The organism is Cytobacillus sp. Hm23, assembly GCF_051842895.1.
Classification (GTDB): Bacteria; Bacillota; Bacilli; order Bacillales; family SM2101; genus Nanhaiella.
The window spans coordinates 129,821-142,484 of sequence record NZ_JBPXRQ010000009.1 but is presented as its reverse complement, the minus strand read 5'-3'; the positions used below and the strand labels follow the sequence as shown (position 1 = coordinate 142,484).

The window sequence follows — 12,664 nt, the reverse complement described above, 5'->3', positions numbered from 1 at the left end:
TCAAACGATGCTTAAGATATATCTCCGCTGAAGGTTGTGATTTAATGAATAAACGAGAGGTGCTTGCTTCTGTTAAGGATGAGCAACTCGTTAAAAAGAGACGAAGCCAAATGATTAAAGGAGCAGTAACACTTTTCAAGGCGAAAGGCTTTCATAGGACAACTACAAGAGAGATAGCAAAGGCTTCTGGTTTTAGTATCGGAACTTTATATGAATACATTAGAACGAAGGAGGATGTTCTTTATTTAGTATGTGACAGTATTTATGATGAGGTGCATAACCGCTTAGAAGAAAATATCGATACAAAGCAAGGGACCACTGAAAGCTTAAAACTGGCTATTTCATCTTATTTTAAAGTCATGGATGAAATGCAGGATGAAGTACTCGTTATGTATCAGGAGGCTAAATCACTCTCTAAGGATGCGCTACCTTATGTGCTAAAAAAAGAAATAGAGATGGTTGGCATGTTTGAAAGTGTTATCAATCGCTGTGTCGAAAACAATGAATTTCATCTAAGTGATAGGGCGATAAAGTTGCTAGCACATAATATCTTTGTGCAAGGCCAAATGTGGGGCTTTCGACGCTGGGCACTTCAGAAATTATATAGTTTAGAGGAGTATATAGAACTTCAGACGGAATTATTACTAAAGGGAATAAGAGGGGGGCACCATGGATACTGAACAAGTATATCGTCCAACAAACCATATTCGTTTTGTGACAGCGTCGAGTTTGTTTGATGGGCACGATGCATCAATCAACATTATGAGGCGAATTCTCCAAGCGAGTGGCGCAGAGGTCATTCACCTTGGTCATAACAGATCTGTGGAAGAGGTAGTAAATGCTGCTGTTCAAGAGGACGTTCAAGGTATAGCGATATCTTCTTACCAAGGTGGTCACGTTGAGTATTTTAAGTATATGTACGACTTACTGAAAGAAAAAGGAGCTTCACACATCCGTATATACGGTGGTGGTGGCGGAGTAATCATTCCAAGTGAAATAAAAGAGCTACAAGAGTATGGAGTTGCTGGAATATTTTCTCCTGATGATGGGAGGAATTTAGGGTTACAAGGAATGATTAACAAAATGTTAGCAGAATGTGATTTTCCTACGTTGTCGACTTCATTAGCGGATGAAGTAGAAGAGGTAAAATCAAAAAATAGTAGGTCAATAGCAAAAATGATTACTGCTGCCGAAATAAATGTAAATGAATCTGAAGAGTTAGTTTCTACTACTCTAGAACGCATAAAGGATTTAGGACAGCATGTACCTGTTATCGGGATAACTGGTACTGGTGGTGCAGGGAAAAGCTCGTTAACCGATGAGCTTATTCGTCGTTTTATAAATGAAATTCCAAATATAAAAGTAGCTGTATTATCAATAGATCCTACAAAACAAAAAACTGGAGGAGCACTCTTAGGAGATCGTATACGCATGAATGCAATTTTTTCTCCTAATGTCTATATGAGAAGTTTAGCTACAAGAGGTTCAAAATCTGAGCTATCATTAGCTATTCATGATTCAATAGCTATTGTGAAGGCAGCTGGGTTTGATCTTATTATCGTAGAAACGAGTGGAATAGGTCAGGGAGATGCTGAAATTTCGGAAATTTGTGATCTTAGCATGTATGTAATGACGAGTGAATTTGGCGCACCTTCTCAGTTAGAAAAAATTGATATGATTGATTTTGCGGATATGGTAGTCATTAATAAATTTGAAAGAAAAGGATCCGAGGATGCTAGAAGACAAGTACAAAAGCAATATCAACGCAGTCATATGTTGTATGATAAAGAGCTAGATGAAATGCCAGTTTTCGCCACAATGGCTAGTCAGTTTAATGATCCTGGTACGAATACATTATTTGTTGCTTTAGTTAACAGAATTAATGAAAAATATAGTACCAATTGGACGACTGATTTGCAAATGGTAACAGATGTTGAAAAGCAAAATATAATTATTCCGAATGATAGACGTCATTACTTAAGGGAAGTTTCTGATACAGTGCGAGACTATCATCAAAAGTCTGAACAGCAAGTGCAAGTTGCTCGAAAGCTCTATCAACTTGATGGTGCAATAGCAAGTGTAAAAGAAAAAGAAGGTAATGAGGCTGTTATTTCCTCGCTAATAGCGATAAAAAATGAATATGATAATATGCTAACGAAGGAATCAAAGGCTATTTTAGAAGGTTGGGGAGAACGAAAGAAAAAATATTCTTCTAAACAATTTACCTCATTGATTAGGGGAAAAGAAATAGTAACTGAGTTAACTACGAAAAGCTTGTCAGGCTTAGATATACCTAAAATTGCTTTGCCGAAATACGAGGATTTTGGAGAGATTTTACGCTGGGTTTACAAAGAGAATGTACCTGGGGCATTTCCATATTCAGCTGGCGTATTTCCTTTTAAGCGTCAAAGTGAAGATCCGAAGCGTCAATTTGCAGGTGAAGGGACACCTGAGCGAACAAATAAAAGGTTTCATTATTTATCAAAGGATGATGCGGCAAAACGGTTAAGTACAGCATTTGATTCAGTTACATTATATGGGGAGGACCCAGATTATCGCCCTGATATTTATGGGAAAGTCGGAGAAAGTGGTGTAAGCATTTGTACGCTTGATGATATGAACAAGCTATATAAAGGATTTGATCTATGTCATCCTTCGACATCTGTCTCTATGACTATTAATGGCCCTGCTCCAATCATTTTAGCTATGTTTATGAATACTGCATTTAGCCAACAAGTCGAGAAAATTGAACATGAATTATCCAGACAATTGACAGAACATGAGCTTGAAGAAGTTAAAATGAAAACATTAGCCAATGTCCGTGGAACTGTTCAAGCAGATATTTTAAAAGAAGACCAAGGTCAAAATACGTGTATATTTTCAACAGAATTTGCTTTACGAATGATGGGAGATATACAAGAGTATTTCATAAATAATAATGTACGAAATTACTATTCTGTTTCAATTTCTGGCTATCATATTGCTGAGGCAGGAGCAAACCCTATTTCACAGCTAGCCTTTACGTTATCCAATGGATTTACGTATGTTGAGTATTATTTGAGTCGTGGTATGAATATTGATGATTTTGCACCAAATCTCTCTTTCTTTTTCAGCAATGGTCTCGACGCTGAGTACACTGTAATCGGAAGAGTTGCCCGTCGTATTTGGGCGACTGTTATGCGCGATAAATATGGAGCAAACGAAAGAAGTCAAAAACTAAAATATCATGTTCAAACTTCAGGGCGTTCATTACATGCCCAAGAAATTGACTTTAATGATATTCGAACTACTTTGCAAGCACTGATGGCACTTCATGATAACTGTAATTCATTACACACTAATGCCTATGACGAAGCGATAACAACTCCAACTGAAGAATCTGTAAGACGTGCAATGGCGATTCAAATGATTATTACGAAAGAACATGGGTTGACTAAAAATGAAAATCCAATGCAAGGGTCTTTTATTATAGAGGAACTCACAGATTTAGTTGAAGAAGCTGTTCTACAGGAATTTGATCGTATCAACGATCGTGGAGGCGTGTTAGGTGCGATGGAAACACAATATCAGCGAGGAAAAATCCAAGAGGAATCGATGTATTATGAGATGAAAAAGCATTCTGGAGATTTGCCGATCATTGGTGTAAATACGTACGTGAATCCTAATCCTCCATCTGAAGATGATATTAATAATATGGAGCTAGCTCGAGCGACTAAAGAAGAGAAAGAAACGCAGATTCATAATTTAACAAGCTTCCACAAACGGAACGAAAATGTTGTAGATAAAGCGCTGGAAAATTTGAAGTCTACTGCAAAAAACGGAGGAAATATCTTTGAAGAATTAATGACAACCGTAAAAGTAGCGAGTCTAGGCCAAATTACAAAAGCACTCTACGAAGTAGGCGGCCAATACCGCCGTAATATGTAAAAAGAAAAGCGAAAGTGCCTTGTTTATCCCCGACAAGCGCTGGAAGCATTTCACTTGAAGTCGCTTTTTGACTTCATGAGAAATGGTGAAGCGACTCGAGGGGATAGGCACTGTAGCTGGACAGGAAGAAAAGCGAAAGTGCCTTGTTTATCCCCGACAAGCACTGGAAGCATTTCACTTGAAGTCGCTTTTTGACTTCATGAGAAATGGTGAAGTGACATCGAGGGACTAGGAGGCGTAGCTAGACAAAAAGAAAAGCGAAAGGCGCCTGCTTATCGGCGACAAGCATAAGGCGAGCTGGCTAGAAGGTTGCTTTTTAACCTTCTCGTCGGTTTGACTTATGACCTCGAGCCGATGGCGCCTGTAGCTGGACAGGAAGAAAAGCGAAAGTGCCTTGTTTATCCCCGACAAGCACTGGAAGCATTTCACTTGAAGTCGCTTTTTGACTTCATGAGAAATGGTGAAGTGACATCGAGGGACTAGGAGGCGTAGCTGGACAGAAAGAAAAGCGAAAGGCGCCAGCTTATCGGTGACAAGCATAAGGCGAGCCGGCTAGAAGGTTGCTTTTTAACCTTCTCGTTGGTTTGACTTATGACCTCGAGCCGATGGCGCCTGTAGCTGGACAGAAAGAAAAGCGAAAGGCGCCCGCTTATTGGCGACAAGCATAAGGCGAGCCGGACAGAAGGTTGCTTTTTAACCTTCTCGTCGGTTTGACTTATGACCTCGAGCCGATGGCGCCTGTAGCTGGACAAAAGAAAAGCGAAAGTACCTTGTTTATCCCCGACAAGCGCTGTAAGCATTTCACTTGAAGTCGCTTTTTGACTTCATGAGAAATGGTGAAGAGCCTTCCAGGGAACTGTCTGTATGACTTTTGGTACTATTAATTAACATTTTTCACAAATACATAGAATTGAGTAGCATAAAGTGGTTGAATTTGTTTATAATGAATGGTATTACTTAGAGTGGAAGCAATGAAAGGAAGTGTCCCTTTTGAGTTTAAAACAATATTCGTTGGACCAATTAAAAGAAATGTCACTTATTGAGATTGCATTTGACATTTTATCAAGCAGAAAGAAACCTATTATATTTAAAGAGTTAGTAGATGACATTACAGCATCTCTTCATTTATCCCAAGATGAAATAAACGCAAAGATTTCTCAATTTTATACTGATATAAATATTGATGGGCGGTTTATTTGTGTTGGTGAAAATCTATGGGGACTAAGATCTTGGTACCCTTATGAGAAAATTGAAGAAGAAGTGACTCCTACGGTAAAATCGAAAAAGAAAAAATCGAAAAAAGCATCTGACAAAGTTACAAAAAAAGTAGAAGAAGAGAGTTTCGATGATCTTGACGATTTTGAAGAAGAAGATATCGAGCTTGATTTAGATGACATCGATGACCTTGATGAGGAAACTGATGATGATCTTGAAGAAGACTTCGATCTTGAAGAAGATGATGAAGATCTTGAATTAGATGACGAGGAAGATTTATAATACGCTTGACTTTTATAAATGAACTAGGTAGAATCTTTTTTGGGCTCTTTAAAAAAGAACTTATCTTAACTATTAAAATATCCTGCTCCCTTACGAATATTCGTAAGAGGGGCATTTTTTATTTTTTAGGATAAGAAATCCACGGTGCTGTGCACTTAAAATGATTATCCCCTGTTTTAAAGGTTTTGCCGTTTTATACAATCTAGCGGACCTATTAAGTAAGGTGAACGAAAAGCAATGATACTTAATAGTAATTTTTATCGTGCTTTTTGAACATCCTCATATATATAGGATTTTGAAAGGGGAAAAACAATGACAAAATATATTTTCGTTACTGGCGGAGTTGTATCATCATTAGGGAAAGGTATTACAGCAGCATCATTGGGAAGATTATTAAAAAATAGAGGGTTAAACGTAACGATTCAAAAGTTTGATCCATATATTAATGTCGACCCTGGAACGATGAGTCCATATCAACACGGAGAAGTTTTTGTTACTGATGATGGAGCTGAAACAGATTTAGATTTAGGTCATTATGAACGATTCATAGATATAAATTTGAATAAATACAGTAATGTGACTACAGGAAAAATTTATTCAACTGTATTAAAAAAAGAACGACGTGGTGATTATTTAGGTGGAACTGTTCAAGTTATACCACACATCACGAATGAAATTAAAGAACGTGTCTTTAGAGCTGGGAGAGAAACAAACGCTGATGTTGTTATTACAGAAATCGGTGGAACAGTAGGGGACATCGAATCTTTACCATTCTTAGAAGCAATACGACAAATTAAGAGTGATATAGGAAGAGACAATGTAATGTACATTCATTGTACATTGGTTCCATATCTTAAAGCAGCTGGCGAAATGAAAACAAAGCCAACACAACATAGTGTAAAAGAGCTTCGTAGCTTAGGAATTCAACCAAATGTTATCGTTGTTAGAACAGAAATGCCGATATCTGATGATATGAAAGATAAAATTGCATTGTTCTGCGATATTGACTCGAAGGCTGTTGTAGAAATGCGTGATGCGGATACATTGTATTCTGTGCCACTTGCAGTTCAAGAGCAAAAGCTGGATCAAATCACATGTGATCACCTAAAGTTACCTTGTAAACCTGCTGATATGACTGAATGGGAAGAGCTTGTTAATAAGGTGAAAAACCTTTCGAATAAAACAACAATTGCCCTTGTTGGTAAGTATGTTGAATTACAGGATGCATATATATCAGTTGTTGAGGCAATGCGCCATGCAGGTTATGCATTTGATACAGATGTCAATATTAAGTGGATTAATTCAGAACATGTGTCGAAAGATAATGTTGTTAATCTACTATCAGAAGTAGATGGTATTTTAGTACCGGGCGGTTTCGGTGACCGAGGCATTGAAGGGAAAATTTTAGCAATTCAGTATGCGCGTGAAAATAAAGTTCCATTTTTAGGAATATGTTTAGGGATGCAATTAGCTTCTGTTGAATTTGCACGTAATGTTGTTGGCTTGCAAGGTGCTCATTCTGCGGAAATAGATCCTGAAACACCGCATCCTGTCATTGATTTATTGCCTGAGCAAAAAGATATTGAGGATTTAGGTGGCACATTAAGATTAGGTCTTTACCCATGTAAATTATCAGATGGAACAAAAGCCTCTGAGGCCTATAAAGATGAAGTTATTTATGAGCGTCATCGTCACCGCTATGAATTTAATAATCAATATCGCCAAATGCTTGAAGAAAAAGGGTTTGTATTTTCTGGGACAAGTCCTGATGGACGTCTTGTAGAAATAATCGAATTAAAAGATCATCCTTGGTTTGTTGCATCACAATTTCATCCGGAATTTACGTCACGACCAACAAGGCCTCAACGATTATTCCATGACTTCATCCAAGCTTCAATAGTAACAAAAGCGTAGCCGACTGGTAGTCCCGACAAGCACTGGAAGCATTTCATATGAAGGCGCATTTTGCCTTCGGATGAAATGCTGAAGCGACCTCGAGGGAGTAGGAGGCGAAGCTTGAGGAGAAAAGCGAAGCCCACCCGAATACACCGTTGCTTATGTTTAAGCAACGGTGATTAGGGTAAATTGTGACAATCCGTTAGTTTTCGTCGATAATTTCTTCAATTGTATAAGCAAGTCCATAGTAAGCAAACAAAGCTGCCATCATTGTAGGTAGACCAAAGCGCGTGCCATCACTATTTGGAATTAATGGTTTGATAAGTTTTGTATCGATGTGTACATCCACTAAATCAGTTAATGAAGTTTCATTTTCTTGTGAAGAGTCTGCTGATATAGCTACAATTGGTATACTAAGGTTCATAAGTGATGTTGCACTTTCAATTGCCTTTTCATCTGTTGAATATCTTGTGACTAAGAGTACTCGATCTGTTTGATGAATTGAAGCAAAATCATCATGCATAGACAATCTTTTGATTTTAGGTAAAGGTTCTGTTCCGATAGATGCTTCTATTGCAATAGCTTCCATTTCATGAATTCCGAGCACATATATTGACCCATCTCCAATAATAGCTTGTGCAAGCAGCCTAGCCCCATCTTCTATGTGATTTTCTTCGTTTTCTGTAATTTTTTTGAATAATCCCGTTAGCTGAGTAGTAAATATTTTTAACATGCAGTGTGAATCCTCCAGTGGTTTATTAATTCAAGCTAAAAAGTCAATCCGCTAGAAAACTTTCGAGCTAATTCTTCATTACTTAACTTTTCTTTAGCAAGTTTAACTGTAATAGTAATTAAATTCAAATTCCTAAATTTGATAGTTTCAGCTATTTAAACATTGCTGTTTTTTCATCAGTTGTTTTATATTAAGAGATAAACTCAAATACAAAATTATCGGTTGAACACCTTTTCTTATTTACAACTGTGTAAATCTTATAAAAGTTCATTCAACTGAGGTAATTTAGTAAAAATAGCGATAAAGTTAAAGATAAGAACCTTTGCTTTAAATTGAATAATCTAGGAAGGAATGTAAAATAAAATCAATATAAAGAAGGAAAATGTGAAATTAACGAGAAATAAAAGTAGTTAAGTAGGGAAACTTATTTTGAGGAGTGAAAAAGAATGGGGCACAAGATACTAATTGTCGATGATCAGTATGGCATTCGTATATTACTCAACGAAGTATTTCAAAAAGAAGGCTATGTAACATTTCAAGCTTCTAATGGAGTTGAGGCATTAGATATTGTGAAAAAGCACTCTCCTGACTTAGTATTGCTAGATATGAAAATTCCAGGTATGGATGGAATAGAGATATTAAAGAGAATGCGGGTAGACGATCAAGAAATAAAGGTCAAGGTCATTATTATGACAGCGTATGGTGAGTTGGACATGATTCAAGAAGCGAAGGATTTAGGAGCGATTACTCATTTTGCTAAGCCTTTTGATATTGATGAAATTCGTGTAGCTGTGAAAGAGCAATTGTCAATTGGTTCTGTTAAACAATGACTTTTTAGTGAAAATTGCTATGTAAGCGATTACTACTTGAACGAAACTATTGAGCTTTGACAAGTAAGTTGGTATGCTATGAAATGTAAATAAGTTATGATCAAATGTGAGTATTCTTCAAACGATTACAATTGCACTGTTCCATAAATTTTGTGAATGTCTCTAATAACATTTGGACAGTACATAGTAATTGATGAATATGGATACTCTACATATGATGAACTTATAGGAAAATATACTAATTAGCTGCCTTAAGGAGGATAATGATATGCCTTTAGTTTCTATGACCGAAATGCTTAACAAAGCAAAAGACGAAGGATATGCAGTTGGACAGTTTAACCTGAACAACTTAGAATTTACACAAGCAATTTTACTAGCTGCTCAAGAAGAAAATTCACCAGTTATTTGTGGTGTTTCTGAAGGTGCTGCTCGTTATATGGGTGGATTTAAAACAGTTGTAAAGATGGTTGAAGGATTAATTGAAGATTATAACATTACAGTTCCTGTGGCGATTCATTTAGACCATGGTTCTAGCTTTGAAAAATGTGCTGAAGCAATCCATGCAGGTTTTACTTCTGTTATGATTGATGGTTCTCATCATCCACTTGAAGAAAATATTGCTATTACGCAAAAAGTTGTTGAACTTGCACACCTACACGGAGTTTCTGTGGAAGCGGAATTAGGCCGTATTGGTGGTCAAGAAGATGATTTAGTAGTCGATGATGCAGATGCAATGTATGCAATTCCATCTGAATGTGATCAACTTGTTCGTGAAACTGGGGTAGACTGCTTTGCACCAGCTCTAGGTTCTGTCCACGGTCCCTATAAAGGTGAACCTAATCTTGGCTTTGATCGCATGAAAGAAGTTATGGAATTAACAGGTATTCCTTTAGTGCTTCATGGTGGAACAGGAATTCCTACGAAAGATATTCAAAAGGCTGTTTCATTAGGAACATCAAAAATTAATGTAAATACTGAAAACCAAATTGCTTCAGCTAAAGTCGTTCGTAAAGTATTAGCTGAAAAAACAGAAGAGTATGATCCACGTAAATACTTAGGACCAGCTCGTGAAGCTATTAAAGAGACTGTTAAAGGTAAAATGAAGGAATTTGGTTCATCAAATAAAGCGTAAGTCTTACCAAAGGAATTACACATCAATTCTATATTGCGTGTTTTTCTTAGCTATTAGAACATTTTCATATAGTGATTGTTCATATGATATGGTAGGCTAGCCAAATAATCTATATACACGGAGAAACCGCCCTTGCACAACTATTGTGCATTATTTCATTATCTTTGTAGATACTTGAAATGAAGGGCGGTTTTGTTTTTTTTCTTCAGCTTCTTTTCATAAGATTTGCTGCGATAGTTCCTTATTGCGTGTAAAATGACCAGAACTCATGTATATTTATTAGTACGAAATACAACGAATAATGCTAAAAAATTGTTTTATTATATTTATTTAGGAGGAATAATGATAATGAAATTTTTTATTGATACTGCAAACATTGAAGAAATTCGTGAAGCTCATTCAGTTGGGATTTTATCTGGAGTAACGACAAATCCAAGTTTAGTTGCAAAAGAAAAAAATGTTTCCTTTCACGATCGTCTACGTGAAATAACTTCGCTCGTACCCGGATCAGTTAGCGCTGAGGTTATTGCTACAACAGCACCAGAGATGATTGAAGAGGGAAAAGAGCTTGCTAAGATCGCTCCAAATATTACGATTAAAGTTCCGATGACTATTGAAGGCTTAAAAGCTGTGAAAGCTTTTTCCGATGAAGGAATCAAAACGAATGTTACGCTCATTTTTAATGCAAATCAAGCGTTGCTTGCTGCAAGAGCTGGAGCTACTTATGTATCACCTTTCCTTGGCCGTTTAGATGATATAGGACATAATGGTATGGACTTAATTGCAACGATTGCAGAAATTTTTAATGTGCACGATCTAGAGACGGAAATTATTGCTGCCTCTATTCGTCACCCAATGCATATAACAGAAGCTGCGCTAAATGGAGCTCATATCGCTACTGTTCCTTATAACGTTATTATGCAACTTTGTAATCATCCATTGACAGATCAAGGTATTGAAAAGTTTCTAGCAGATTGGAATAAAAAAAATGACTAGAAAGTATTTTTAAAAGGATTATTTCCATACATTATTTTTGCTTTTTCGTGTAAACTATTAGATAATACTTAATTTATATGGATAAATATACCAATTTATTATAAATCTATATTTAGTTTACTTCGCTATGGTGGATGAAAAGGGAGGCAAAAAATAAGTGTTGGAGGAATATATCGAACCGAGTTTTTTGAGGAACTTTTGATGATCCGCTTAGAAGGGAGAAAAACATGGAAAAGTTAAAAATAGCCGGTGGTTATCCGTTAAAGGGATCAGTGAAAATTAGTGGTGCTAAAAATAGCGTCGTTGCTCTTATTCCAGCAACGATCTTGGCGGATTCACCTGTCACAATTGAAGGTATACCAAATATATCTGATGTACAAATGCTAGGTGGTTTATTAGAGGAAATCGGTGGTAACGTAGTACTTAATGATAAAGAAATGACTATTGATCCTACTAATATGATTTCTATGCCTTTGCCAAATGGTAAGGTGAAAAAATTACGTGCCTCTTATTATTTAATGGGTGCGATGCTTGGTCGATTTAAAAAGGCTGTAATTGGGTTGCCTGGAGGGTGTCATTTGGGACCTCGACCAATTGACCAGCATATTAAAGGCTTTGAAGCACTTGGGGCTCAAGTAACTAACGAACAAGGTGCGATTTATTTACGTGCTAATGAGCTAAGAGGTGCCAGAATATATTTAGATGTAGTAAGTGTTGGTGCAACGATTAATATTATGTTGGCAGCTGTCAGAGCAAAAGGAAGAACAATTATTGAGAATGCTGCAAAAGAACCTGAGATTATTGATGTTGCCACTTTACTCTCTAGTATGGGTGCAAAAATCAAGGGTGCAGGAACGGATGTCATCCGAATTGACGGGGTAGAGCATCTTCACGGATGCCGTCACTCAATCATACCAGATAGAATTGAAGCTGGTACATATATTATTATTGCAGCAGCAACTGGAGAACAAGTATTAGTAGATAATGTAATACCGTTACATCTCGAATCACTTATTGCTAAGCTACGTGAAATGGGTGTTTCAATTGAAACGAGCAATGATCAAGTGCTAATTTCTAGTTCAAATAATTTAAAGGCAGTCGATTTAAAAACACTTGTGTATCCGGGCTTTCCGACAGATCTACAACAACCTTTTACTTCTTTACTAACAAGGGCACAAGGTACAAGTATTGTTACTGATACGATTTATGGTGCACGCTTTAAGCATATTGATGAATTGAGACGTATGAATGCGAATGTCAAAGTAGAAGGTGGCTCATCCATTATTTCGGGTCCAGCTCGATTACAAGGTGCAAGAGTACGAGCGAGTGATTTGCGAGCAGGTGCTTCATTAGTTGTAGCTGGTTTAATCGCTAATGGCATAACAGAAATAACTGGATTAGAGCATATTGATCGTGGGTATAGTCACCTTGAAGATAAGCTTTCAGGTCTCGGTGCAACGATATGGAGAGAGAAAATGACCGAAGAAGAAATAGAGCAGTTACAAAACTTATAAATATAGTGTTTACACTATTTGATTATTGATAAGACAAATACAAATGATCATCCAAAAAAAATAAAAGCTATAGCAACTTTAAAAAACGTAACTAACTGTTTAAAAGTAGGAAAAAATAGCTACAAGGTGTACGAAAAGA

General features: G+C 36.8%; 11 protein-coding genes. 10 read left to right on the top strand and 1 reads right to left on the bottom strand.

What is annotated here, in order from left to right:
- The first annotated feature begins 44 nt into the window (after positions 1–44).
- The 6 genes from ACSVDA_RS07835 (at position 45) to pyrG (ending at position 7,338) form a co-directional block, all read left to right on the top strand.
- Positions 45–680 (top strand): TetR/AcrR family transcriptional regulator, encoded by a 636-nt coding sequence (locus tag ACSVDA_RS07835; protein WP_214480899.1) that lies wholly within the window; start codon positions 45–47, stop codon positions 678–680.
- The gene (gene icmF / locus ACSVDA_RS07830) at positions 670–3,927 is read left to right on the top strand and encodes a fused isobutyryl-CoA mutase/GTPase IcmF (protein ID WP_485882209.1); all 3,258 of its coding nucleotides are present in this window, start codon (positions 670–672) and stop codon (positions 3,925–3,927) included. Before ACSVDA_RS07835 ends, icmF begins: the two co-directional genes overlap by 11 nt.
- Positions 3,928–4,012: 85 nt before the next feature.
- Positions 4,013–4,159: a hypothetical protein gene (locus tag ACSVDA_RS07825; RefSeq protein WP_485882207.1), complete on the top strand. Its 147-nt coding sequence runs from the start codon at positions 4,013–4,015 to the stop codon at positions 4,157–4,159.
- A gap of 101 nt (positions 4,160–4,260) precedes the next feature.
- Positions 4,261–4,410 carry a hypothetical protein gene (locus ACSVDA_RS07820; protein ID WP_485882206.1) on the top strand — a complete coding sequence of 50 codons (150 nt, stop codon included), beginning with the start codon at positions 4,261–4,263 and terminating at the stop codon, positions 4,408–4,410.
- Positions 4,411–4,917: 507 nt separating this feature from the next.
- Complete coding sequence (rpoE, locus tag ACSVDA_RS07815) at positions 4,918–5,424, top strand: DNA-directed RNA polymerase subunit delta (RefSeq protein ID WP_485882204.1); 507 nt, start codon at positions 4,918–4,920, stop codon at positions 5,422–5,424.
- A gap of 312 nt (positions 5,425–5,736) precedes the next feature.
- Positions 5,737–7,338 (top strand): CTP synthase, encoded by a 1,602-nt coding sequence (gene pyrG, locus ACSVDA_RS07810; RefSeq protein WP_485882203.1) that lies wholly within the window; start codon positions 5,737–5,739, stop codon positions 7,336–7,338.
- Positions 7,339–7,522: 184 nt separating this feature from the next.
- On the opposite strand, the gene ACSVDA_RS07805 is transcribed toward pyrG, so the two are convergent.
- Complete coding sequence (locus ACSVDA_RS07805; protein WP_485882201.1) at positions 7,523–8,053, bottom strand: DUF2529 domain-containing protein; 531 nt, start codon at positions 8,051–8,053, stop codon at positions 7,523–7,525.
- A 446-nt stretch (positions 8,054–8,499) separates the two neighbouring features.
- On the opposite strand from ACSVDA_RS07805, the gene ACSVDA_RS07800 reads away from it, so the two are divergent.
- The 4 genes from ACSVDA_RS07800 (at position 8,500) to ACSVDA_RS07785 (ending at position 12,525) form a co-directional block, all read left to right on the top strand.
- Entirely contained in the window at positions 8,500–8,883 is a 384-nt protein-coding gene (locus ACSVDA_RS07800; protein WP_485882200.1) for a response regulator, read from the top strand.
- Between the two features lie 268 nt (positions 8,884–9,151).
- Entirely contained in the window at positions 9,152–10,015 is an 864-nt protein-coding gene (locus ACSVDA_RS07795) for a class II fructose-bisphosphate aldolase (RefSeq protein ID WP_485882198.1), read from the top strand.
- Positions 10,016–10,363: 348 nt separating this feature from the next.
- Positions 10,364–11,011, top strand: a complete 648-nt coding sequence (fsa, locus tag ACSVDA_RS07790; protein WP_485882196.1) for a fructose-6-phosphate aldolase — start codon at positions 10,364–10,366, stop codon at positions 11,009–11,011.
- 227 nt (positions 11,012–11,238) lie between these two features.
- Complete coding sequence (locus ACSVDA_RS07785; RefSeq protein ID WP_485882194.1) at positions 11,239–12,525, top strand: UDP-N-acetylglucosamine 1-carboxyvinyltransferase; 1,287 nt, start codon at positions 11,239–11,241, stop codon at positions 12,523–12,525.
- Positions 12,526–12,664 lie beyond the last annotated feature (139 nt).

Coding starts and splice junctions, on each gene's coding strand:
- ACSVDA_RS07835 (WP_214480899.1), top strand. CDS start 45: ATGAATAAACGAGAGGTGCTTGCTTCTGTTAAGGATGAGCAACTCGTT.
- icmF (WP_485882209.1), top strand. CDS start 670: ATGGATACTGAACAAGTATATCGTCCAACAAACCATATTCGTTTTGTG.
- pyrG (WP_485882203.1), top strand. CDS start 5,737: ATGACAAAATATATTTTCGTTACTGGCGGAGTTGTATCATCATTAGGG.
- ACSVDA_RS07805 (WP_485882201.1), bottom strand. CDS start 8,053: ATGTTAAAAATATTTACTACTCAGCTAACGGGATTATTCAAAAAAATT.
- ACSVDA_RS07800 (WP_485882200.1), top strand. CDS start 8,500: ATGGGGCACAAGATACTAATTGTCGATGATCAGTATGGCATTCGTATA.
- ACSVDA_RS07795 (WP_485882198.1), top strand. CDS start 9,152: ATGCCTTTAGTTTCTATGACCGAAATGCTTAACAAAGCAAAAGACGAA.
- fsa (WP_485882196.1), top strand. CDS start 10,364: ATGAAATTTTTTATTGATACTGCAAACATTGAAGAAATTCGTGAAGCT.
- ACSVDA_RS07785 (WP_485882194.1), top strand. CDS start 11,239: ATGGAAAAGTTAAAAATAGCCGGTGGTTATCCGTTAAAGGGATCAGTG.